Here is a 21615-nt window from a genome sequence, read left to right on the forward strand (position 1 = left end):
GCATTTCATAGACGCAAAATGGCTGGCTTAAACATTATCCCCTTTTTGCGCTTTTTTTGACCATTTTTGGCTTTTGTTACACATTGAAATATAACTTTTGCTGTGCGTAATATGGCTATTCGTTCGCTAAAAATAAGAAAATAGTATGCAAGCAACCGCCACAACACTCGACCATGAGCAGGAACATGTTCCGGTAAACTCACGCAATAAAGTCGTTATTGCCTCGCTTATCGGCACCGCAATTGAGTTCTTCGACTTCTATATTTACGCCACCGCTGCGGTGATCGTGTTCCCCCTTATCTTCTTCCCCCAGGGCGATCCCACTGCGGCAACGCTACAATCGCTCGCCACCTTCGCTATCGCGTTTGTGGCGCGTCCGATCGGCTCTGCGCTATTCGGCCACTTCGGCGACCGGGTAGGCCGCAAAGTCACGCTGGTGGCTTCGCTGCTGACGATGGGGATCTCCACGGTCATTATCGGTCTGTTACCGGGCTACGCGACGATAGGTATTTTCGCGCCGTTGCTGCTGGCGCTGGCGCGTTTCGGTCAGGGACTGGGGCTGGGCGGCGAATGGGGCGGCGCAGCGTTATTAGCGACGGAGAATGCGCCGCCGCGCAAACGCGCGCTGTATGGCTCCTTCCCACAGTTGGGCGCGCCGATCGGCTTCTTTTTTGCCAATGGCACCTTCCTGTTGCTCTCCTGGCTGCTGACCGACGAGCAGTTTATGAGCTGGGGCTGGCGCGTGCCGTTTATCTTCTCGGCGGTGCTGGTGATTATTGGCCTGTATGTGCGCGTGTCGCTGCATGAAACGCCGGTGTTTGCGAAAGTCGCCGCAGCGAAAAAACAGGTAAAAATACCGCTGGGCACGTTGCTGACGAAGCATGTCCGCGTAACCATTCTCGGCACGTTTATCATGCTGGCGACCTACACGCTGTTCTATATCATGACCGTCTATTCCATGACTTACAGCACTGCCGCCGCGCCGGTAGGGCTTGGCTTGCCGCGCAATGAAATACTGTGGATGCTGATGATGGCGGTGATTGGTTTCGGCGTGATGGTGCCCGTCGCCGGCCTGCTGGCGGACGCATTTGGCCGTCGGAAAAGCATGGTCATCATTACCACGCTCATCATTCTCTTCGCGTTGTTCGCCTTTACCCCGCTGCTGGGTTCAGGCAATCCAGCGCTGGTATTCGTATTCCTGTTGTTAGGCCTGAGCCTGATGGGACTGACCTTCGGCCCAATGGGAGCGCTGCTGCCGGAGCTATTTCCGACGGAAGTGCGCTATACCGGCGCATCGTTTTCCTACAATGTGTCATCAATTCTGGGCGCTTCCGTCGCGCCATATATTGCCGCATGGCTGCAAAGCCACTACGGGCTGGCGGCGGTAGGGGTTTACCTGGCGTCAATGGCGGCGCTGACGCTGATTGCACTGCTGTTAACCCATGAGACGCGTCATCAGGCGTTGTAATAGGACGCCGGATGGCGTCATCCGGCGCTACGTTTCACGTTACTGCTTCATCTGCGTTAAAATCGTCCGGCACTGATTGGCTTCGCCTTCAGAGGGCGAAATTAGCGCCAATAGCGCGGCGGCGGGCGTTACCAACGTCGCCAGCGCTGCTGCAACCGCGCCGCGCGCAATCAGCGGGCCGGGCTTGACGCCCGCCTGCGGATTTTTAAATGTCCCGCGCACGTAAAGCGGCGATCGCAGCGTAATAATACGAATCCCCTTACTTTCCGGATCAATGGTTAAATCGAGCTGTTCAGAGGCGAAGCTCGCCGTACCGGTCACGTTAATCAGCGCATTTTCTGTATCAAAAGCAAAAATTTGCGGTCGCGCCACGCCGTTCGCAATATTGAGATTCGCCGCCGCGCAGTTAACCCGCACTTCGTCATCGCCAAAAATCTGCCCGACAATATAGTTGCCGACGTTCAGTCCCACGATTTCCATCAGGTTGCGGCTAATCAATCCATCATTCATCAATAATTTCAGATTGCCGTTACTGTTGCCAAGCAGCGCGGCGACCGAGTTGCCCGTCCCGCGAATATCCGCATCGCCGTTCAGCTCGCCCAGCGTTTTCTGCATCAGCTCCACATCCGGCATCAGTTCTTTAAGCTTCAGCCGACGCGCCTGTATATCCGCCCGCCCCTGCATTGGCTTTTTATCCCCTTCCAGATGGATGTTGGAGACAATACTGCCGCCTGCCAGACCAAACTTCAGCGGCTGTAGACGTAAGTCGGCGTTTTTCAGGATGATATGGGTCGAAAGATCGCTAATCGGTAGACTGCCGCCATGCTCAATACGTCGGCCTTTAAACCGGACATCGGCGTCCATAACGTCCCATTTGTCGGTTTCAAAGCGATCGTAAGGCAACACTTTATCCGCCGGCTGAACATTCTTCTCGCCTTTGCGCTGTTCAGACCGTTTCGACTGCTCAGCGTCTTTCCCGGAATCCACGCCAATCAGCGGCCCAAGATCGGCCAGTCGTAACTGGCGCGATTCGACATCGCCTTCCAGTTTAGGGCGCGGTTTACCGGTGGTATAAGTGAGGGAGCCGTGGATATCACTGTCGCCAATGCGCCCGTTAAAACCGCGATAATCAAATACCGATGACTTTTCGGCGTCAATTTTCGCCACCAATCGCCCATCGGTCTCAAACGGCGGCGTATCCGGCAGCAGCACGCCGGTTAAATCATATAAATCGCCCAGTGAATCGCCAGAGAATTTAAGCCGCAGATCGACGCCGCCCATTTTCATCGGCTCGTTCACCACGCCGCTAAAAGCCACCCGCGTGTTGCCAGAGCGGAAATCGGCCTGCACAGGAAAAGGCGTACTTTCGCTGCGTAGCGCCAGCATACCGCCTATTTTGCCCGTACCGGTCAACGGTTCCCCGTTATAACGCCCCTGCGCCTTTAGGCCGAAGACATAGTCGCCCACGCTGGATTTGTCTGCTTTGCCTTTCGTTCCCGTCACTTCGCTGAACGGCAACGGTTTGCCTAACGGATCGATCAGAATAGTGATATCCGCCTTGCTGACCTTATCATCGATCGCGATTCGCCCCTGGTCGAAGAGAATATTATCCAGCCGGAAGGACCAGGCGGAAGGTTTAGCATTGGGGTCCGTATTCTTGTCTTGCGCGAGGTTAAAGGTCCAGTTATTGGTTTTCTCGGACAGACGAATAAGACGCGCGTCGGGTTTCACCAGTTTGATCCACGGCAGCCAGACGGTTTTGGTCAGGAGCGCCAGCGGAGCAAGCGTCGCCTCAACGCGTGGCAGATGTACCATCGTGACTTCCGGAATATCCGGCGGATTGCCGAGAATGACGTCTTCCGCGTGAACATGCGGCCACGGTACCCAGCTTCGCCAGCCGGTCTCCTGTTTTTGGCGTTCCCACACCACGCCTAAATCGCCGCGAATAGCGAAAGGCCGGTTCAATTCAGTAGAGACTTTCTGGTTGATGGTCGGTTTGAGGCGGTTCCAGTCAAATGTTGCGATCAACAAAATCACTATGGCGATCAACAACAAGAAAGTCCCTGTGATGGCGGCGGTTATTTTGCCTGCTTTAGTCATGTGTTATTTCCTCACTTCTTCCCTTGCCTGTCCTAAAGATAGTTCAGCCAGACGAAAAAGGAGGATGACCGCGCCTCGTAATACCACGTATTACGGGAACAGTCTGGCATTACAGGGTCAGAATCACCTCTTCGAGCGATATCAGCGGCACGGGTCGAGAAAGAAAATAGCCCTGGGCGGCAAAGGCGGGCGAACGCTGCACATCACGCCACTCTTCCAGCGTCTCCACGCCCTCGACAATAACGCCGCGGCAGTAGCGGTTCATCAGTTGCAGCAGCAGAGTGAACAGGTTGCGTCCCTCCGGGGACTGACGCAGCATGACGAACAGCTCGCGCGCCACTTTAATGTAGTCATAACGCACTTCGCTCAGCGCTGAAAAATTGGCCATACCGGTACCAAAATCATCCAGCCACAGCGGGCCGAACTCACACATTGAGGCGAAAGAGGAGTCTTTCGGCAAACGAATATGTTCCACCAGTTCGAAACGCAGCCAGGGTAAGCGCTCCATTGCTGCCAGAATGTCCGGCTGTCGTCGCATGGCAATCAGCGTAGGGCCGTCGACATTGACCGATGCCAATAAGTGATGGCGAGTGAAAAAATCCGCTTTTTGTTCAAGCTGATGAAGTTGTTCTTTCACTACGTCAATGCGGTGTCGAACCGCTAACTCCGCGAAATAACGATCCGGGGCAATACGTCTGGAAGGGTTATCAGGATGGGTGACGACAGTGAGAAGTTCAACCGCCATCAAACGGCCATCCGTCTGGTATATCGGCTGGTAAGTATAGGCACGCTCGCATTGCAGCCAATAGCGCCGTTCCTGCAAATTCTCTATACCTGCATCAGGAACGCGTAGCTGCTGGATAACCTGCTTTATCATCTCAGTTGTCCTGTTAATGGGAGTGTGACTGTCCGGACTCGTCAAAGGTTATCGGCGTTCAGGCAGAGAACTTTACCCTCGGTCCCTGGCAAAATAAAAACAGACCACGAAACTTGTCAAAAATACGCACTTGCTCAAAAAAATAATGGACCGATGTTTTAATATTATTGACCACTAAACATCCACAGCGCACACTAACGCTAATTTTTACAGATCAGGTTCACGACTATGTCTAAAAAGATTGCCGTGATTGGCGAATGCATGATTGAGCTGTCGCAGAAAGGCGCTGATGTTCAGCGCGGCTTCGGCGGCGACACGCTGAATACCTCCGTTTATATTGCCCGTCAGGTCGATTCTGCCGCTCTGGCCGTTCACTATGTGACGGCGCTGGGTACCGACAGTTTCAGCCAACAGATGCTGGAGGCGTGGCAGCATGAAAATGTGGATACCTCGCTAACGCAGCGGATGGAAAACCGCCTGCCAGGCCTCTATTACATCGAAACCGATGATACTGGCGAGCGTACCTTCTACTACTGGCGTAACGAAGCGGCAGCGAAATTCTGGCTGGAGAGCGAGCAGTCAGCGGCTATCTGCGAGACGCTGGCAACCTTCGATTATCTCTACCTGAGCGGCATTAGCCTCGCGATTTTAAGCCCGACCAGCCGTGATAAGCTGCTGTCTTTATTGCGTGAATGTCGGGCCAACGGCGGGAAAGTCATTTTTGATAATAACTATCGCCCGCGTTTATGGACAAGTCGCGAAGAAACGCAGCAGGTCTATCAAAAGATGCTGGAATGTACTGATATCGCCTTCCTGACACTGGACGATGAAGACGCGCTATGGGGCCAGCAACCGGTGGAAGAGGTCATTGCCCGCACCCATGCGGCAGGCGTACAGGAAGTGGTGGTAAAACGCGGGGCGGACTCTTGCCTGGTCTCGATTCAGGGCGAGGCGCTCATTGACGTTCCGGCAGTGAAACTGCCGAAAGAGAAAGTGATAGACACCACTGCCGCAGGCGACTCCTTCAGCGCCGGTTATCTGGCCGTTCGTTTGACGGGCGGCAGCGCGACGGATGCCGCGAAGCGCGGACACCTGACGGCCAGCACGGTGATTCAGTACCGTGGGGCCATTATTCCGCACGACGCGATGCCGCAGTAAGTCATTCGCTCTTGCCCGGTGGCACTGCGCTTACCGGGCCGGCAGGCGGCAGCTTACTGTGCCGCCGGTGTCTCCGTCACTTCCGGATGCGTCTCATCTGCTTCAACAGCGGCGGCAGTTGTCGGGACCATGATTTCATCCCACGTCGCCTTTAACGCCTTCATATTAAATTCCGGCTCGCCTTGCGGTTGCAGCAAAATTAATGCCATCTCCTGCGATAGCTGCTGACGTAGATTCTGATTGAGCATATCGACGGTCAGGCTGTTGAGGAAATTCTGACGCAGCTTCTGATACTGCTCCGGCGCGATATCCACCACCTGATTCTGCAGCGAGCGCATACGCTGTCCAGTCAAAATGTCAGTATCGGTACGCGCGTAGGTCGCGAACAGCTTTTGCAATTCGAGATTTTTCTGCGCCACCAGAGCAGTAAACTCCTCTTCCGACAAACCTTTATCGCGTACTTTCGCCAGTTCATTCGCCACCAGGCTCAAATTGGTATTGAGCTTATCATTAGGTGATTCAATGTTGATGGCGCACTGCGCGCGCAGGAACAGAACCCGGCAGTCAAACCCCAGACCAATATCTTTCGCGTTATTTTTAGTAAGCTCTTGCTGGATATGCCAGAACAGCGCTTCGCGCGCCAGATCCGCCTGCCAGTAGCGCAACAGCGCCGCCGACTCGCGAATCGGTTGCCACGGCGTATCCCACATAATGGAGAGACGATCCTGGCGCACCGCATCGGTCATAATGCTCACTGATTCCGCCCGCAGCGGCGAAAGCGTCGGCACCGGGGCGGGCGTTTCGCGTTTACCTTTCAGCGTACCGAACGTTTTATTGATCTGCTCGGCGACGGAGCGCGCATCAATGTTGCCGACAACAATCAGCGTCATGGCATCCGGGGTGTACCATTTTTCATAGAAAGCCTGAATTTTGGCTGCGTCTACCGGCTGCTTTAACGGTTCCGCGGGATCGTGCCCCAATAACGCCGACCCTTTCAGCCGATAACGCCACCAGCCCTCTTTAGTATCTGCTGGCCACGTCGCAACCATATCTTCGCTGCTTAACGCATGATTCACCGTCTCTGGCGTAATGGTTAATTTACCGGAGACGTTAGCCAGATAGGTCAGCGCTTCTTTCAGCAGATCGTTACGGTTATTGGGTAAACTGAGGTTATAGAGCGTGGAATCATAAGAAACAATAACGGGCGGCATGGGACGTTTCGGATCAAACCCTTGCTGCCATAAAGAACGTGCCTGTGCGGCATCCAGACCACCGCTTTGCGTCAGCGCGATACGGGGAATCGCATGGCTGAACCCGCTCTGTTGCGTACTTTCGGTGAGCGAACCGGTATTAACCTGGAGACGAACTTCAATACGATCGCTGGGGCGCTGAGGCGTAGCCAACACTTGCCACTGTAACCCATTAGCCAGCGTCCCCTGTTGCCATGCCGGATCGGGCTGGAGCGCATCTGCCTGCACATAGCCGGCAGAGGCCAACATCAACAGACTGCCCGCTAAGAGTCGAATTTTTGTGCCCTGCATGTGAACCCCTGATCAACAATCCTGGTAATAAAAAGACAGCCCCGGCAGGGATGCCTGAATATGACGTAAAAACACTTCGTGTTAGACCGCGAGAACCTAAAAATGTCACGGAAGAAGTGAAATAATCCCTAAGCATCATGCTGTATGCTTTGGGCGCAGGGGTCAATTATGCGCAAACACCCGCAGTCCTGGAAGGGACTACGGGCATAAGTGGCGAGATTAGGAGGAAATTTCGTGCGTTTTGCCATCCGGCGCACGATTATTAAGCACATCGTCCAGCTTTTGGTGATCTAACTCTTTCACCCATTTGGCAACCACCACCGTCGCCACGCCGTTACCCACCAGGTTAGTCAGCGCGCGCGCTTCGGACATAAAGCGGTCGATACCGAGGATTAACGCCAGTCCCGCAACCGGTAAATGGCCTACGGCGGAGATAGTGGCCGCCAGCACAATAAAGCCGCTTCCGGTCACGCCCGCGGCGCCTTTTGACGATAGCAGCAGCACGACCAGCAGCGTTATCTGGTGGAAGATATCCATATGGCTGTTGGTCGCCTGGGCGATAAACACCGCCGCCATCGTCAGGTAGATAGAGGTGCCATCGAGGTTGAACGAATACCCCGTCGGGATCACCAGCCCTACCACCGACTTACGGCACCCCAGTTTTTCCATCTTATCGAGCATACGCGGCAACGCTGACTCGGAAGAGGAGGTGCCGAGCACAATGAGTAATTCTTCCCGGATATAGCGAATAAATTTAAAAATGCTAAAGCCCGTTACCCGTGCAATCGTCCCCAGCACCACCACCACGAAGAGAATACAGGTGATATAGAAGCAGATAATGAGCTGCCCCAGTTGCACCAGAGAACCGACGCCGTATTTACCGATGGTGAAGGCCATCGCGCCGAATGCGCCAATCGGCGCCAGGCGCATGATCATATTGATGATGCCGAAAATGACCTGCGAAAAACTCTCAATCACATTGAAAATGAGCTGGCCTTTGCTGCCCAAACGGTGCAGCGCAAAACCAAACAACACCGCAAACAGTAAGACCTGCAGAATGTTGCCGCTGGCAAACGCGCCGATCACACTGCCCGGTATAACATCCATCAGGAAGGCAATAATGCCCTGCTCCTTGGCTTGTGCGGCATAAACGGCCACCGCCTGCGCATCCAGCGTTGCCGGATCGACGTTCATCCCGGCGCCAGGCTGCACAACGTTGACGATGATAAGACCGATAATCAGCGCAATCGTACTGACAATTTCAAAGTAAAGCAGCGCGACCGCGCCGGTACGCCCCACCGCCTTCATGCTTTCCATGCCTGCGATGCCCGTCACGACAGTACAGAAAATGACAGGAGCGATGATCATCTTAATGAGCTTAACGAACGCGTCGCCAAGCGGTTTCATTTGTGCGCCCAGTTCAGGATAGTAATGGCCAAGGAGAATACCAATGGCGATTGCTGTCAGGACCTGAAAATAAAGACTTTTGAACAGAGAGGTTTTCATAGGGTGTCCTTGAAGTAAAAACCACAGGTCTTGTAAGGTTATGAGTAACCTGCGGCCTTAAAATAACACCCACACAACATGACAGAAATGCGCCAGGATCATAATTGAAACAAAAATGTTAAAAAGTTTGAGCTGACTCGCACAAGCGCGACCTTTTTTAACTTTTGTAATCAGGATTTTCGTGCGACAGATACCGTTCTTCAAAGATATCCGCGGGAACGGGCCGAGCAAACAGGAAGCCTTGCGCGACGTTGACTCCCGCCTGTTCCAGCCACGCGCGTTGCGCCTCGTTCTCCACGCCCTCGGCAATCAATTGTAAATTAAGACTGCGGGCCATCAGGATAATCGCCGTCACCATACTGTGATCATCCGGTAACCCATCGACAAACATTTTATCAATTTTAAGGATATCGACCGGTAGCGACTTCATATGCTGTAACTGGCGCAGCCCCGCGTAACCCATGCCAAAATCATCCAGTGCGATACGCACGCCAGCATTACGTAACGGACGTAAGATAGCGACGGCAGCGTGCGGATCGTCGATACGGCGGCTTTCAGTGACCTCAAGAATCAGCGTACCTGGTTGAATACGATAGCGGTTTAACAATTCCAGCAGCTCCGACACCATGCCAGGGTGCATGAGCTGTAACGCGGAAAGATTGACGGAGAGCGGCAATGTCACGCCGCGCTCCTGCCAGGCGGCAAGCTGGCGACAGGACTCTTCCAGCACCCAATGGCCCACCGTGACCATCAGGCCGCAGGATTCAATGCGCTCAATCAGCCCATCTGGTAATTCCCAGCTACCGTCCGGCTGTTGCATACGTAACAAGGCTTCGGCGCTTAATACGTTGCCGCTGCGCATCTCGACCTGCGGCTGCAGCCAAATGGCAAACTGATGGTTATCCAGCGCGGTAAGGATATCGCTCTCTTCGGTAAGGCGCTGTTGAGCGGCCTCCATCTGTGCCGGGTCAAAGAACTGGATCTGATTTTTACCTTTTCGGCGCGCGGTAAACGCGGCGGAGACGGCGCGACCATAGAGCTCTTCGGCGGTCAGATCACCATAATACATCGCAATGCCAATACTGCAGCTTGGGCGCAGTTGAATACCCTGGATGGGCAGTCGTTCATTAATGATAGTGAGTATTTGCTGACCTAATGTGATGGCGTGCCACGGCTCTTTAACGCCGTGGGCGATAATGGCAAAGTCATACCCGCTGACCTGCGTAAGCACCATGCGCGGCGCCAGCACCGACTTCAGCTTCTCAACCAACGTCAGTAATAGAATCTCCCGCTGCGTTTCTTGCAGCACGCCTGCCGTGTCACGCAACGTTTCGCACGTCACGATAATAAGCGCGGTGGTCTGTTGGCGGGTGATAACCTGTTCCAGCAGCGCCATTAAAAAGGCTTTATTGGGCAGCTCGGAAACCGGAAAACGCATCGCGTTGTCCGTTTGCTCCTCGCGTTGACGCTGCATAAGCTGCTGGTTGAGGTTATAGCTGCGCACCAGCATCCCAATTTCATCATCCTGATGCAGACGCGGCAACGCCAGTTGATGTCCGATCAGCTCCTGCTGCGGGATGTCGTTCAGCTCGCGGGCGATTTTGCGCAGCGGATGCACAATCAGGCGGTTTACGCACCAGGCGATGGCCACCGTCAGGATCAGCGATAAAAGTAAGTAAATGGTCACTAACGTAGAGAGCGCGCTCATGACGAATTTGTACATACGGTACGAATCCGCCTGCAATACAAGGTAGGCCAGCGGTTGCGGATTGGCGGGACGCTCCAGCGAATAAACCGGCAAAGAAATTTGTACCGGCAGTTCGAAGAGACGCGTCACCATAACCGGGACGGGGCGTTCAGGAATGAAGCGCTTACGCAACGCCTGGAACTGATTCGGCAATACCACATCGGCGCGACTCACCACGCCCGCAGGTTTAATACTTTCCAGAATGGTTTCCGCGCCGGGGAGATCCGCTTTTAAAATCGCGGAAGAAAGAGGTTCCCGAACAGATCGCGCGATGCTTTCCAGTTGCGTAGCCGTGTTGTAGCGGTTCTGCTGTACCAGATGGAACAACAAAACGGTGCAAAAGACAAAAACAAACACCATGACAACGGCCGCAACCATTGCCATCTGTTTAATTGTTAACGAGCGGCTGACGCGCAAATTGACTCTCCCTGGATATCCCGGACTGCCGCCTGAGTATACCCGATTGCTGCGGCATTAAGAGAGGCTGTATCTGAAAAGGACTTTTCTGAATAACGGTTAATGATAGCGTCTGATGGCGCTGCGCTTCTCAGGCCTACGATGCCTGTCAATTCGTAGGCCTGACGCAATGATTACCAGTCAGCGTAAGGCACCAGAGGCTGTGGCGGTAAATCCATATCCCCCTGCCAGCCCGCCGCGGAATAACGGACATACAGCAGCAGATGACTGGGGGTATAGTCTTTCGCCTGCTGAATATCGACAGCCGTACCCACAAACCAGTTGGCAGTGACCCGGCGTTCAATGAGCGCCCGTGCGGTATAGCCAAATCCCTGGCTGCTACCGCCGCCGTTGGTCTGGTCACGCGCATCCTCCTGATAATCCGCCGGGATCAAATTCATCAGCGGATAACGCGGCATGGTACGGTTGCGGGAGTGCGACCAGGATACCGAGCCGCCTAGCTCCCACGACCAGTTTTCCGTACGCTGCCGCCACATCACCGGCACCGCAAACGACAGGTATTCCTGCGGGCTATAATAACCGCCCTGACCCAGTGAATAACCGCTCAAATCCTTGTCGTAATGCCAGATCATGTTATTCAGCCCGACGGTAACGCGGCGGTTATTCTCGTTAATCACCTTATAGTAATAACCGGTCATCCAGCGCACGCGCCAGTTATCTTCCACATTTTTACCGCTCAACTGGTCGCCGCTGAGCGACGCCCAGACACCGTTTGCTTCGCCTTTATCATAGCTGAGACTGACGCCGCCGCCGTTGGCCCGCACGCCGCCCCATTTGGTGCCGGTATTGCTGCTGGCGTCCTTTTGCCCGCCAAACGCCAGCAGCGAACTGGAGATCGGGCGACGATGCGCATTCAGGGTATAACCCAACGGCCCGATATCGTCGCTATAGCTGACGCCGCCGACCACATCAACGACATTAAAGCCCATCGGCGTCGTGCCGATATCCCAGCGCCAGGTCTCATTCTGCCAGCCGACCGCCACGCTCGCGCCCGTATCGGCCTGGCTACGATGTCCGCTGCATTTCTCCAGCGTACAGGTACCCCAGTTATTATCGTATTTTCCATCCGCATCCGTAGAGAAGCGGCCAACATCCATATTCACCATATCAGTACGAAAGAACGCCCGTCCGTCCGACCAGGGCGCATCCACCTGAAGCATCGTGGTATGCGCCTTCAGATCGGAGTAACCGCCAGTCCCGCTCGACCCCCAATAATCGTGCGCCAACGTGACATTGAGATCCTGCTGACGGTACAACTCCGCCGCATCGCTACGCACGCCGCGTTTTAGCCAGTCATCTTTTTCATCATTGCGCGTCAGGCGGGTAAAGGTATCGTTATCCTGGGGACGAACCGGAGTAATCGCCGCGGCGACCATTGCCTCTTTGTAGGTCTCCAGCGCCCACTGCGGCTCGCCCGTTTGCGCCTGAAAAGCGGCGGCGTCACGCAATACCATCGCGCTTTCCATTGATGGCGGCTGTGCTTTTGCCTGCGGCGTAATGCGGTTGAAGGTCCGCGCCGCCGCCGTGATATCGCCAAGCTGGAGCTGCGCCAGCGCGACGCGGCGCTGCATGTTAAGAGAGGTGATTTGCGACGCAGGCAGCGCCGCCAGTTGAGCGCGCGCCGCGGCGTTATCGCCCTGTGCGATGTCGATTTCCACCCGCCCCAGCATGGCATCGACATTACCCGGTTCCCGCGCCAGAACGGCGTCATAAGCGGCGCGGGCCGCTGCATTATCGCCACGCTGCTGCTCCCAGTCCGCCAACGTTAACGCAATGCGCGTAGAGGGAGGCTGCTGACGTAACAACGCTTCCGCTTCGCGTTCTTTGCCGCTATCGCGCAAGCGGTTAGCGCTTTCCAGCACCTGGTTACTTTGCAATCGGCCCGCCAGTTCCTGAATATTGCTGTTCCACTGGCTGGTCGGCAGGGTATTGAGATGCGCCAGCGCCGCCCGGTCCCGATCGCTGCCGGAAAGATAAAGCCCATAAGCATAGACCTGTTCCGGATCGTTTGGCTTCTGCTGCGCCAGAGAGCGCATTTGCGCATCGGCCTGGGCGTGCTGCCCGGCCTGCCACAGATCGCGTGACAGTCGGTACGTCACCCACACGCTCCCCGGATCTAATGCCAGCCGACGACGGTGCAGTTCTGCGGCCTGCGCCCATTTGCCCTCGCTTTCCAGCGTTTCCGCCTGCTGCGCCAGACGGTCATTTTCCAGACTGCGTTCGATATCGTCGATACTGCGCCGCTGGCTGGCGGAAAGAGAAGCGATAAACGCGGCGGCTTTTTGCGGCGACTGTTGGCGATAAAGATTCGCCAGCCCGCGTACAGCATTTGTATTACCGCTATCCATACGCAGCGTCTGCTGATAATAACGTTCGGCGGCGGCATTATCTTTGCGCGCCATCGCCACATCCCCCAGCCCCAGCACCGCGTAGCTGTCGGTGTTATCCACTGCTCGCGCCTGCTGATAGAAACGCTCCGCCTGGGCCAGATTATTCGCTTTTAAGGCCGCGTCGCCCTGCTGAATTAACAGCCAGTAGCGATTGACCTTCAGCAGACTCTCCCACTTATCGCGGCTGCTGCTGTGCGGCGCCATCGCCAGCGCTTTTTCAAACTGCGCGACGGCGCGGGCGCGATCGCCACGCTGTGAGTATGCCTGCCCAAGCGCGCCGACCGCCTCGCTGTCGTCCTGCCGGGCGCTCACCGCCTGCTGCAATTGCGCAATAGCGTTGCCGCCTTCTCCGGCATTAACCGCCGCGATGCCCTGCGAGCGCGCGCGAAACGCCGGATCGGCTAACTGTTTTTGCTGCTCGCTAAGCTGGGCGCGGGCGGCAGACACGCTATCGCCTTCGCTAAACTGCGTCAGATAGTCTTGCAACGCTTTTACGCTGGCGTCGCTCACCGGGAGATCTTTTATCTGCTGGTACCAGATGGCGGAGGCCGCGCTGCGTCCCGTACTGGATTTCGCCATCTGTTTTAGCACCGCAAATCCCTCATCGCGCCGCCCGCTGGCGAACAACAGTTGCGCCAGCGCATTTTGCAGAGCGTTATTACCCGGACTGACGGCATTGATTTTCTGTAGCTGGTTAATCGCTTCGTGACGGCGGGCGGGCAATTTCGCCACGGTCGTCCAGTATTCGACCGCCAGTTCGCCCTCCGGCGGATAACCTTTAAACAGCTTGTCGTAGCTGGCGATCGCTTGTTCAGTATGGCCGGTCGTCGCCAGTAAACGCGCCTCCTGCAAAGACTGACGTCCTTGCGGCGTGGAGAGCAGCATCGCGGTGCGGGAAGATTGATACGCCGTCGACTCCGGCGCCAGTTGCGCCAGCCGGTCAAGTAGCTTCTGCGCCCCATCGCTATCCCCCTGGCGCAACAGATAGCGGAAACGGGCGGCGATAACCTGTGGATCATTGGGGTCGATCAGCTCCAGGCGATAGAGCGACTGACGGACTAAGTCCTCACGGTGCGTGGCCTCGCCCAGCCGAACCTGCTCCAGCAACTGTTGCTGCGCGGAGGTCGCTGCGCCGGCAAGCGGTGTTAGCGCCATACCAAGCGATAAACCCAACAATGCCCGAGAAACGCCCCTTTTGCCAGGTAAGGCATTTCGACCGCCAGCCGGCAAAAAAGCGTGCATGAGACTTAACGTGAACTTACGCATTCCTGGCCCCAGTCAGGTAATAATTCACCTTTGACGGTGAAGCGAAAACGGTGCTGATCCCAGCCTTGTCCAAAGAGAGTCAGCACATAGTTGTAATAGGCATCGCTGCCAGGAAAATGGTCTGCGACCCGCTGTCGCTGCACGGCCTGGGCGTCGCGATTTTGCAGGAAAGGCAGTAAGGCGGCGGAAAACCCGACCGGCCCCGTCCCTTGCGCGTTCCCGCTGACGACATCCACTTTCTCCGGTGGAACGCCGTTTTTCATCGTTAACGTCGCCATCGGTTTAAATCGCGCCAGTAAACGCGCTTTTTGCGGATCGCCATCATGCATCATTCCCGCCCATAAATAGACGCGAATCGCATCGTAGCTACTGATCAGCGTCTTTTCCGCTTTCAACTGCCAGCCTTGCTTGCTTTCATAACGCACCCAGTCCGGCGAGAAACCTTTCGGCGCGGTTTCCAGCAAAAGCCGCAAATTGGTTTCCCGTAGCGTCGACCACGGCGCGCCAAAACGGCTAAAGTATTGCGCCAACTGCGGCGGCAGATAGCTTGGGTTAAAACGCCAGCTATTCGCCTCGGCAAAGCCGATTTTGCCAGGTAGCAGCATTGAGCCCAGCCCCGGCACATTCACGACCTCTTCGCGGGCGATGCGTTTTAGCAACGCCGTGCCCACCTCGGTATAACGCGTCTCTTTCCACAGACGACCGGCCTCCAGAAGCGACCATGCCATCCAGATATCGCCGTCGGACGCGGAGTTGCTGTCCAGCACCGACCAGGTGTCGGGATCTTTTTGCCCCCACAGCCAGGCGGGCAGATGTTCACGCAGCGATCCCTGCGCCAGATTGTTTTGCGTCCAGTTAAACAGTTGCGCGAACGCCGGTCGATCGTTCGCCGCCAGGGCAAAGAACATGGCGTAGCTTTGCCCTTCGGAGGTGGTAATTTTTCGCGCATCGCCCGGATCGATAACGCGTCCCTGCTGGCTAATGTAATCTTTCTTGAACTGTTCCCACGCAGGCCAGCTACAGGCCGCCTGCGCATTTATTGCCGTCAGCATGACGATCATCGTTATCCATCCGCGCAGCATAGTCATCATGCGTTACTCATGGTCAGGGTCGAGACGACGGCGACTGAGAATACGTAGCAGACGCCACAATACCCACGCCAGTAATACCACACTGAGGGCCGCCAGTACCGCCAGCAGCACCGGGTGATTCGCCAGCGCATACCACAGCCGCTCAAACCACGGCAGATGTCCGACGTAATAGATATCGCCAACGCGCAGACTGTGAACGCCGGACTCGCGGATCACCGCCACGGAACCAAACATCGCGGCACGTTTACCGCTGTCGTTCACGGCGTCGTTCAGTAGCTGGTAGCCGCGTGGACTGTCAGCCAGCAGAGCAATCACGCTGCGCTGATCGTTAAACGGCGACTGGAAGCCCACCACCGCCGCCATCGGGCCGCTGGCGGTGACGGTGGACTGCGCATCCGCCGCGCGATCGGCCTCATCCGGCATAATCGACGGGAAAGCGGTCTGCCGCATCGGGGTTTTTACCCAGCTTTGTGTCGCCTGCACCAACAGATCGATACGCTTATCGTCTTTTAGCTTGCCAGGAATAGCGCCAATAATCAGCAGATCGGCGTCTTTGTCGGCTATCTGAGCGCTATCATCGGTGATTGTCAGATTAATTGCCGGGAAACCGGTCTGCCCGCCAATGGCGCCGACCGTATTCAGCAGCGTTTCCATTTGCGCTTCGGTTGGGGTCTTCGGCATCACCGCCAGCGTGTCAGACAAGTCGGCCATCCGGCTGAACGGGAAACCCGCATTGGCGAACGCGCGTAAATCCGGCATCGCGATAAAGTGGTAATATTTCGAAAAATCGATAGTGGAGTCATCCCCTATCACCACATGATTCGGTACCGGCTGGAAGGTAATACAGTTGTCCACCGACCCGCCCGGCATCGGATTCATGTAGCGGAAGTCAAAACGTAGTTGGTTCATCGCCCCCAGTTTGAGCGCCGGAATAGACACATCCGTTTTACCATCCAGCAGTCCCTGAAGTACCGGCAGGCGCAACAGGAGTCGATTAGTTTCCTGCGTACTGTTAAGGCTAAAGGCTTGCAGGAACTGGTTATTCAGACTGATATCCAGCCGTGAACTGTCTTTGGTCGGCGGCGAGGTATAACGGTAGTTGAGATCCATATCAATACCGTTGCTACGCAGCAAATAGAGGTCCGGCGGCAGATTCAAAGAAACGTTGATGGGCGCCGGCTCCAGCCCACTCGACTGGAGCTGCTCTTCATAGGTTTTCAGCTCGCCAAAAGTGACCGGGCGATCGGTACGCACCCAGTTCGGCGCATCATACGGTTTGCGCGCCAGCAGCGGTTTTACATCGTTGACCACCACGCTGGAACCACGGAAGAGAATATTCCCTTGCGCGATACCTTTTGCCGCCTGCAACAGGTCTTTATCATCACGGCCAAACACGACCAGCAACTTCACATACGGATTATCCGGATGGCTCATCATCTCGATAACCGGCGCGTTAACCGCAGGATGATCGCGCAGGAAATCGGGGCGTCGATCGTTGGTGGCGAACACGATCGCATTGCGATCCGGCAAGTGATTATACAACACCGGGAAGCGCTGACCGCGCCAGCCCGCCCGCGAGCCAAACCAGGACGCGACAATAGAAGCCGCCTGCTGCTGCGCCAGGTCCGGCATGTCAGCAAACACTATCGGCAACGTCACCGGACGGTTATCCCGCGGATCAAAAAACGGCACCGGAAAGTGGGACAGATCGTTATTCACCGCCAGCATGTTATAGGTCAGATCCAGGGCGCTATTTCGCCCGATGTCTAACCACAGAGTACTGCTGGCCGGGTTTTCACACACGTCGCGATAGTGGCCGACAAACTCCAGCCGCACCCGGTTAAAATCGGTGATAAATAGCGGATTGATAGGTACCTGCGCCAGCGTCTTTTTCCCCAACTGCTCTTTTGTCACCGGCAGTACGCCCATCAGTTCATCATTGAGATAAACCTTGAGCTGCGACTGAACCGGCAGGAGCGACGGCGAGGGCGTATATTCCAGATTCAGCACCGCTTTCGACGCCACTTCATCGCTGCGCATACCAAATTCAATGCCGCCGTTAGGGTTAACGCCACGCAGCGCCATACTACCCGGCGGCGGCGCGATTTGCGCAAAGGTCAGCTTGACCTCGCGCGAAGGCGCGGTCTGCGCCACGACGGGCGCCTCAGTTGCGGGCGACGGCGCAGGCTCGGTGGGTTCAGCATTTATCAATGGCGGCGTAGCAGGCGCCGCCGCCGTCATGAAAGCAGGAAACGCGCTTAATCCTATTACCGCCGCACACATCCAGGACAATTTTCTTTTCATCGCATTATCATCATTGTTGAGCCTGAGCCATAACCCGATCCGACGGCTGTATCGCCGCTTGCCGCTCCGGGCGACGCGGAATAAACGATACAATCCAGGCAATTAACGCCGTCAACGATCGGAAAATTACTTTTACTGAAGGCGGCGCGAATTCCGCGAGGTGGCGATATCCGCGGAAGCCCAGCTTCAGAATATCCAGCAAGCTTTCCAGCGGTTTATCTTCCGGGAAGCTATCTTGCCAAAGCGCCCACGTATCGGCGCGCGCGAAGGTACACTGCACAAAATCAATATGTTGTTTGGTGGTGAGCGGCATCAGTTGTAGCCCGACCTCATTGCCCGTTACGCGCACCACCTGCGTTGGAAAGACATATTCCTGCTGCCCGCGTTTAAGCAACAGATTCACTTTCTGCCCTTCCAGCACCTGCGCCTGACCGTTGATCTTGATGCCTAACCCGCCGTCGGAGAAGTCATGTACGGTACAGGAGAACAAATGTCCATCTTCGCGGGCGATGGCCCCCGGCATGGCAATCTCGACCCGATGCGCGCGCCTGACCTGTTTACTCTCTACCGAAACCGCAACCGCGCCGCCGAGAATGACCAGGTTGTAGAAGACCCACACCAGGCTAACGATGACGGTCAGCGTTTCATTTTCCGGCCCGTAATAGTATCGCCATACGCCCGCCGCCACGCCGAGCAGGTTAAGCAAGACAAGGAAGATATACGGACGCGAGATTACCCAGTCGACGTACTTCTCTTCCACCAGCCCGCCTTTCGCCGTGACGTTAAATTTCCCTTTGTGCGGATTGATCAACGCGACCAGAGTCGGCGGTGCGATATACCATGCCAGTACCGTTTCATAGATTTCACTCCAGAAAGAGTGACGATACTTGCCCTGAATCTTCGAGTTAGTCAGGCTGGCGTGGACCATGTGCGGTATCACAAATAGCGCAATCATCAACGCAGGCGCATAAATGATATAGGCGTGCAGCAGCAGAAAAGCCAGCGGCGCGGTCAGAAAGATCAGACGCGGAATGCCGGACAAGAAATGGAACATCGCGTTGAGGTAGCACAGCCGCTGCGCCAGTTTTAAGCCTTTACCAAACAGAGGGTTATCGAGGCGGAAAATTTGCACCATGCCCCGCGCCCAACGAATACGCTGCCCGATATGCGCCGACAGGCTTTCCGTCGCCAGCCCCGCCGCCTGCGGAATGCGCATATACGCTGAGGTATAACCTCGCCGGTGCAGCCGGAGCGAAGTATGCGCATCTTCCGTCACCGTCTCAACGGCGATACCGCCAATCTCATCCAGCGGCTTACGGCGAATCACCGCGCACGATCCGCAAAAGAAAGTGGCGTCCCACATATCGTTACCGTCCTGCACCAGTCCATAAAACAGCGTGCCTTCGTTAGGCGTTTTACGAAAACGTCCCAGGTTGCGCTCAAACGGGTCCGGGGAGAAGAAATGATGCGGCGTCTGCATCATCGCCAGCTGTTTTTCTTTCAGGAACCAGCCCATTGTCATTTGCAGAAACGAGCGTGTCGGCACATGGTCGCAATCGAAGATCGCCACAAACTCGCCTTTCGCGTGTTTTAGCGCATTGTTGATGTTGCCGGCTTTGGCGTGTTCATGCGTGGCGCGGGCAATGTAATGCACGCCGACATGCCGGGCAAACTGACGAAATGATTCGCGTCCGCCGTCATCAAGGATCCAGATATTCAGCTTGTCCTTCGGCCAGTCAATGCCAAGCGAAGCGTAAATGGTATTTTTGACCACGTTAAGGTCTTCGTTATAGGTCGGTACAAAAATATCCACCGTCGGCCACTGCGACATCTCTTTCGGCAACGGCACCGGTTGACGATTTAACGGCCACACCACCTGGAAGTACCCCAGCACCAGCACAATCCAGGCGTAGGTTTCCGCAAACAGTAGGATCAGCCCGCACACCAGACTGACCGGGTCGTCCCAATTTAGCGTCGAGGTATAGCGCCACCAGATATAACGACAGGAGACCGTTAGCGACAGCACGATGAGCATCAGCGCGGAAAAGCGTCCCGGCATACGTCGTACCAACAGCGCAACGCCCCACAGCAATAGCAGAAAGATAAATTGCGATAGCGGGTTAAATGGCTGCGTAATACAGATCAGCGCCAGTATCAGTGAAAAGGTCACGATAACGCCCAGAATAAAACGCCGGGCGCCGTTGCTAAGATGTCCCAGCTCTTTTTCCTTTTCCAGATGCGTTGTCTTTTGACGCACCCGTTCCGGTAAGGTATCCATCCATTGATGGTAACGTCCACGAACGTCCTTCAGGCGCGCAAATGACCGCCAGCGCGGTTCATGACGTTCTTTAGTCGACGAAATCATCACCAGCCAGAGGGTCTGAATGAGGTAGCGGGCCGGGTCCAGCGGGCGCGGGCGGGCGGCGTTAATATGCGGGTAAAGCGCTTTATGCCCGTCGCGAATACGCTGCCAGCGCGGATGCTCAAGCGGAAACACTATCCACGCCAGAATCATCCACAGGCAGCCGAGCGCTGCGCTAAACGGCGACGCGCCGTGGCGGCGGTAACCCTGATAGCGCTCGCTCAAACGCGCGCTAACCGGCGGGATAAGCAGCCACCGGGAAAGGGCGCTCATCGCAGGCTCCCGGCGGACGTTTTGTCGCCCGCATCATGCAGCAGGCACCAGTTCGCCAGCGTTAACACCTCTTCGGCGGCTAACGAATCGCTGCGATATTCGCCTAACGGCTGTTTCGACGCCATGCACTCCGCCATCGCCTCATCGCGATGGATCACAATGGGCAGCAACCGGCGCTGGCTTTGCAGCCAGACCTGGTACAGATCGTCCTGTAACTGACTGCCAATGCGTAAGTCATTGATCAGAATATGCGCTCCGGCAGGCAACGCCTGCTGATGAAGGCGAATATGGCAGTTAGCGTCAACCCGGGCTACCGCCAGCGTATGGTCGCAGAGGCTCACCAGCTGCCGTGTCAGCGGTGACGCGCCGTAGGGCAAGTCCAGTAAAATCCAGCTATAACGTCCGCTCGCTTTCAGCGCCTGGATAGCCGATCCGATCTCTCCCAGCGTCTCCTGCCAGGCCTGCGGATTTTCTCGCTCTTGCGCGGTGAGCTGTCCAAACGGCAGTAGATCAAGCTGTGAGGTATAACGTAATCCGGCATCGCGCCAGTCCTGGCCGTCCAGCAACGATCGCGCCCAACCGCCCTGATGGACGAAGTCGACGTTAAACGACATACGCAGCAGGTTATCGGGGCTGGCGTCAATCACCAGGACATTTTCCCCTAAGATTTGTAACGCCCAGGCGAGTGCTGCGGTGAGAGATGTGGTTCCCACCCCGCCGCGCACGCCCTGCAGTCCCAGAATCGCCATTCATGGCTTCCTTAATGAATGTGGTTGCGCAAATTCAGCCAGAAGTGGCCATCTTTTAATCGCCGCCGCCAACTGTTCGCGTTGGGAAATATCGGTATAATCTATTTCGGGTAGTGAAAACGCCTGGCTTAATGCCAGAAAATCATTTTGAAAAGTGTAGCCCAACGTTGGATCGGACTGAGCGCCAGGTTCATTGTTATACATTCTGGTTGCTCCTTTTTAAATATTTCTCACTGGCAGCATTACGTCCCGTCGTCAATACGGGAGAACGCGCATTTTTCATCTTTCCGTGACTTCATTTATAAT

Annotated in this window: 13 protein-coding genes; 2 read left to right on the forward strand and 11 right to left on the reverse strand. The window is 55.7% G+C overall.

The genetic code is table 11. The features are described 5' to 3' along the window. The first annotated feature begins 145 nt into the window (after positions 1–145). Positions 146–1468, forward strand: coding sequence for an MFS transporter (locus NA389_RS14540; RefSeq protein ID WP_001148981.1), 1323 nt, complete (start codon positions 146–148; stop codon positions 1466–1468). 39 nt (positions 1469–1507) lie between these two features. Here NA389_RS14540 and NA389_RS14545 read toward each other — a convergent pair whose 3' ends face one another. Both NA389_RS14545 and pdeH read right to left on the reverse strand, forming a co-directional pair. Further along, positions 1508–3568 carry an AsmA family protein gene (locus NA389_RS14545; protein WP_000158671.1) on the reverse strand — a complete coding sequence of 687 codons (2061 nt, stop codon included), beginning with the start codon at positions 3566–3568 and terminating at the stop codon, positions 1508–1510. A 109-nt stretch (positions 3569–3677) separates the two neighbouring features. Continuing rightward, positions 3678–4445 carry a cyclic-guanylate-specific phosphodiesterase gene (gene pdeH, locus NA389_RS14550; protein ID WP_000595626.1) on the reverse strand — a complete coding sequence of 256 codons (768 nt, stop codon included), beginning with the start codon at positions 4443–4445 and terminating at the stop codon, positions 3678–3680. A 228-nt stretch (positions 4446–4673) separates the two neighbouring features. On the opposite strand from pdeH, the gene NA389_RS14555 reads away from it, so the two are divergent. Continuing rightward, entirely contained in the window at positions 4674–5603 is a 930-nt protein-coding gene (locus NA389_RS14555; protein ID WP_000037583.1) for a sugar kinase, read from the forward strand. A 53-nt stretch (positions 5604–5656) separates the two neighbouring features. Here NA389_RS14555 and NA389_RS14560 read toward each other — a convergent pair whose 3' ends face one another. The 9 genes from NA389_RS14560 to bcsR all read right to left on the reverse strand — a co-directional run bounded on the left by NA389_RS14560 (position 5657) and on the right by bcsR (position 21513). Next, positions 5657–7144 (reverse strand): M16 family metallopeptidase, encoded by a 1488-nt coding sequence (locus tag NA389_RS14560; RefSeq protein ID WP_001163183.1) that lies wholly within the window; start codon positions 7142–7144, stop codon positions 5657–5659. A 219-nt stretch (positions 7145–7363) separates the two neighbouring features. Continuing rightward, on the reverse strand, positions 7364–8650 hold the full coding sequence (gene dctA / locus NA389_RS14565) for a C4-dicarboxylate transporter DctC (RefSeq protein ID WP_000858228.1): 1287 nt from the start codon (positions 8648–8650) through the stop codon (positions 7364–7366). Positions 8651–8807: 157 nt separating this feature from the next. Further along, positions 8808–10814 (reverse strand): biofilm formation regulator HmsP, encoded by a 2007-nt coding sequence (gene hmsP, locus NA389_RS14570; RefSeq protein WP_001266356.1) that lies wholly within the window; start codon positions 10812–10814, stop codon positions 8808–8810. Between the two features lie 173 nt (positions 10815–10987). Continuing rightward, positions 10988–14530 (reverse strand): cellulose synthase complex outer membrane protein BcsC, encoded by a 3543-nt coding sequence (gene bcsC, locus NA389_RS14575; RefSeq protein ID WP_001225207.1) that lies wholly within the window; start codon positions 14528–14530, stop codon positions 10988–10990. Beyond that, a complete protein-coding gene (gene bcsZ / locus NA389_RS14580) occupies positions 14512–15621 on the reverse strand; it encodes a cellulose synthase complex periplasmic endoglucanase BcsZ (RefSeq protein WP_000988802.1) in 1110 nt (369 codons plus the stop codon). The genes bcsC and bcsZ overlap by 19 nt, the downstream gene beginning before the upstream one ends. 3 nt (positions 15622–15624) lie before the next feature. Further along, positions 15625–17925: a cellulose biosynthesis cyclic di-GMP-binding regulatory protein BcsB gene (bcsB, locus tag NA389_RS14585; protein WP_000823812.1), complete on the reverse strand. Its 2301-nt coding sequence runs from the start codon at positions 17923–17925 to the stop codon at positions 15625–15627. Positions 17926–17935: 10 nt separating this feature from the next. Beyond that, a complete protein-coding gene (gene bcsA / locus NA389_RS14590; protein WP_001275331.1) occupies positions 17936–20560 on the reverse strand; it encodes a UDP-forming cellulose synthase catalytic subunit in 2625 nt (874 codons plus the stop codon). Further along, positions 20557–21309: a cellulose biosynthesis protein BcsQ gene (bcsQ, locus tag NA389_RS14595; protein ID WP_000996123.1), complete on the reverse strand. Its 753-nt coding sequence runs from the start codon at positions 21307–21309 to the stop codon at positions 20557–20559. The genes bcsA and bcsQ overlap by 4 nt, the downstream gene beginning before the upstream one ends. Beyond that, positions 21310–21513, reverse strand: a complete 204-nt coding sequence (gene bcsR / locus NA389_RS14600) for a cellulose biosynthesis protein BcsR (RefSeq protein ID WP_000282616.1) — start codon at positions 21511–21513, stop codon at positions 21310–21312. It abuts the gene before it with no gap. Positions 21514–21615 lie beyond the last annotated feature (102 nt).

This window comes from Salmonella sp. NW645 (assembly GCF_051703725.1).
Lineage (GTDB): Bacteria > Pseudomonadota > Gammaproteobacteria > Enterobacterales > Enterobacteriaceae > Salmonella > Salmonella enterica.

Coding starts and splice junctions, on each gene's coding strand:
- NA389_RS14540 (WP_001148981.1), top strand. CDS start 146: ATGCAAGCAACCGCCACAACACTCGACCATGAGCAGGAACATGTTCCG.
- NA389_RS14545 (WP_000158671.1), bottom strand. CDS start 3,568: ATGACTAAAGCAGGCAAAATAACCGCCGCCATCACAGGGACTTTCTTG.
- pdeH (WP_000595626.1), bottom strand. CDS start 4,445: ATGATAAAGCAGGTTATCCAGCAGCTACGCGTTCCTGATGCAGGTATA.
- NA389_RS14555 (WP_000037583.1), top strand. CDS start 4,674: ATGTCTAAAAAGATTGCCGTGATTGGCGAATGCATGATTGAGCTGTCG.
- NA389_RS14560 (WP_001163183.1), bottom strand. CDS start 7,144: ATGCAGGGCACAAAAATTCGACTCTTAGCGGGCAGTCTGTTGATGTTG.
- dctA (WP_000858228.1), bottom strand. CDS start 8,650: ATGAAAACCTCTCTGTTCAAAAGTCTTTATTTTCAGGTCCTGACAGCA.
- bcsC (WP_001225207.1), bottom strand. CDS start 14,530: ATGCGTAAGTTCACGTTAAGTCTCATGCACGCTTTTTTGCCGGCTGGC.
- bcsZ (WP_000988802.1), bottom strand. CDS start 15,621: ATGATGACTATGCTGCGCGGATGGATAACGATGATCGTCATGCTGACG.
- bcsB (WP_000823812.1), bottom strand. CDS start 17,925: ATGAAAAGAAAATTGTCCTGGATGTGTGCGGCGGTAATAGGATTAAGC.
- bcsA (WP_001275331.1), bottom strand. CDS start 20,560: ATGAGCGCCCTTTCCCGGTGGCTGCTTATCCCGCCGGTTAGCGCGCGT.
- bcsQ (WP_000996123.1), bottom strand. CDS start 21,309: ATGGCGATTCTGGGACTGCAGGGCGTGCGCGGCGGGGTGGGAACCACA.
- bcsR (WP_000282616.1), bottom strand. CDS start 21,513: ATGTATAACAATGAACCTGGCGCTCAGTCCGATCCAACGTTGGGCTAC.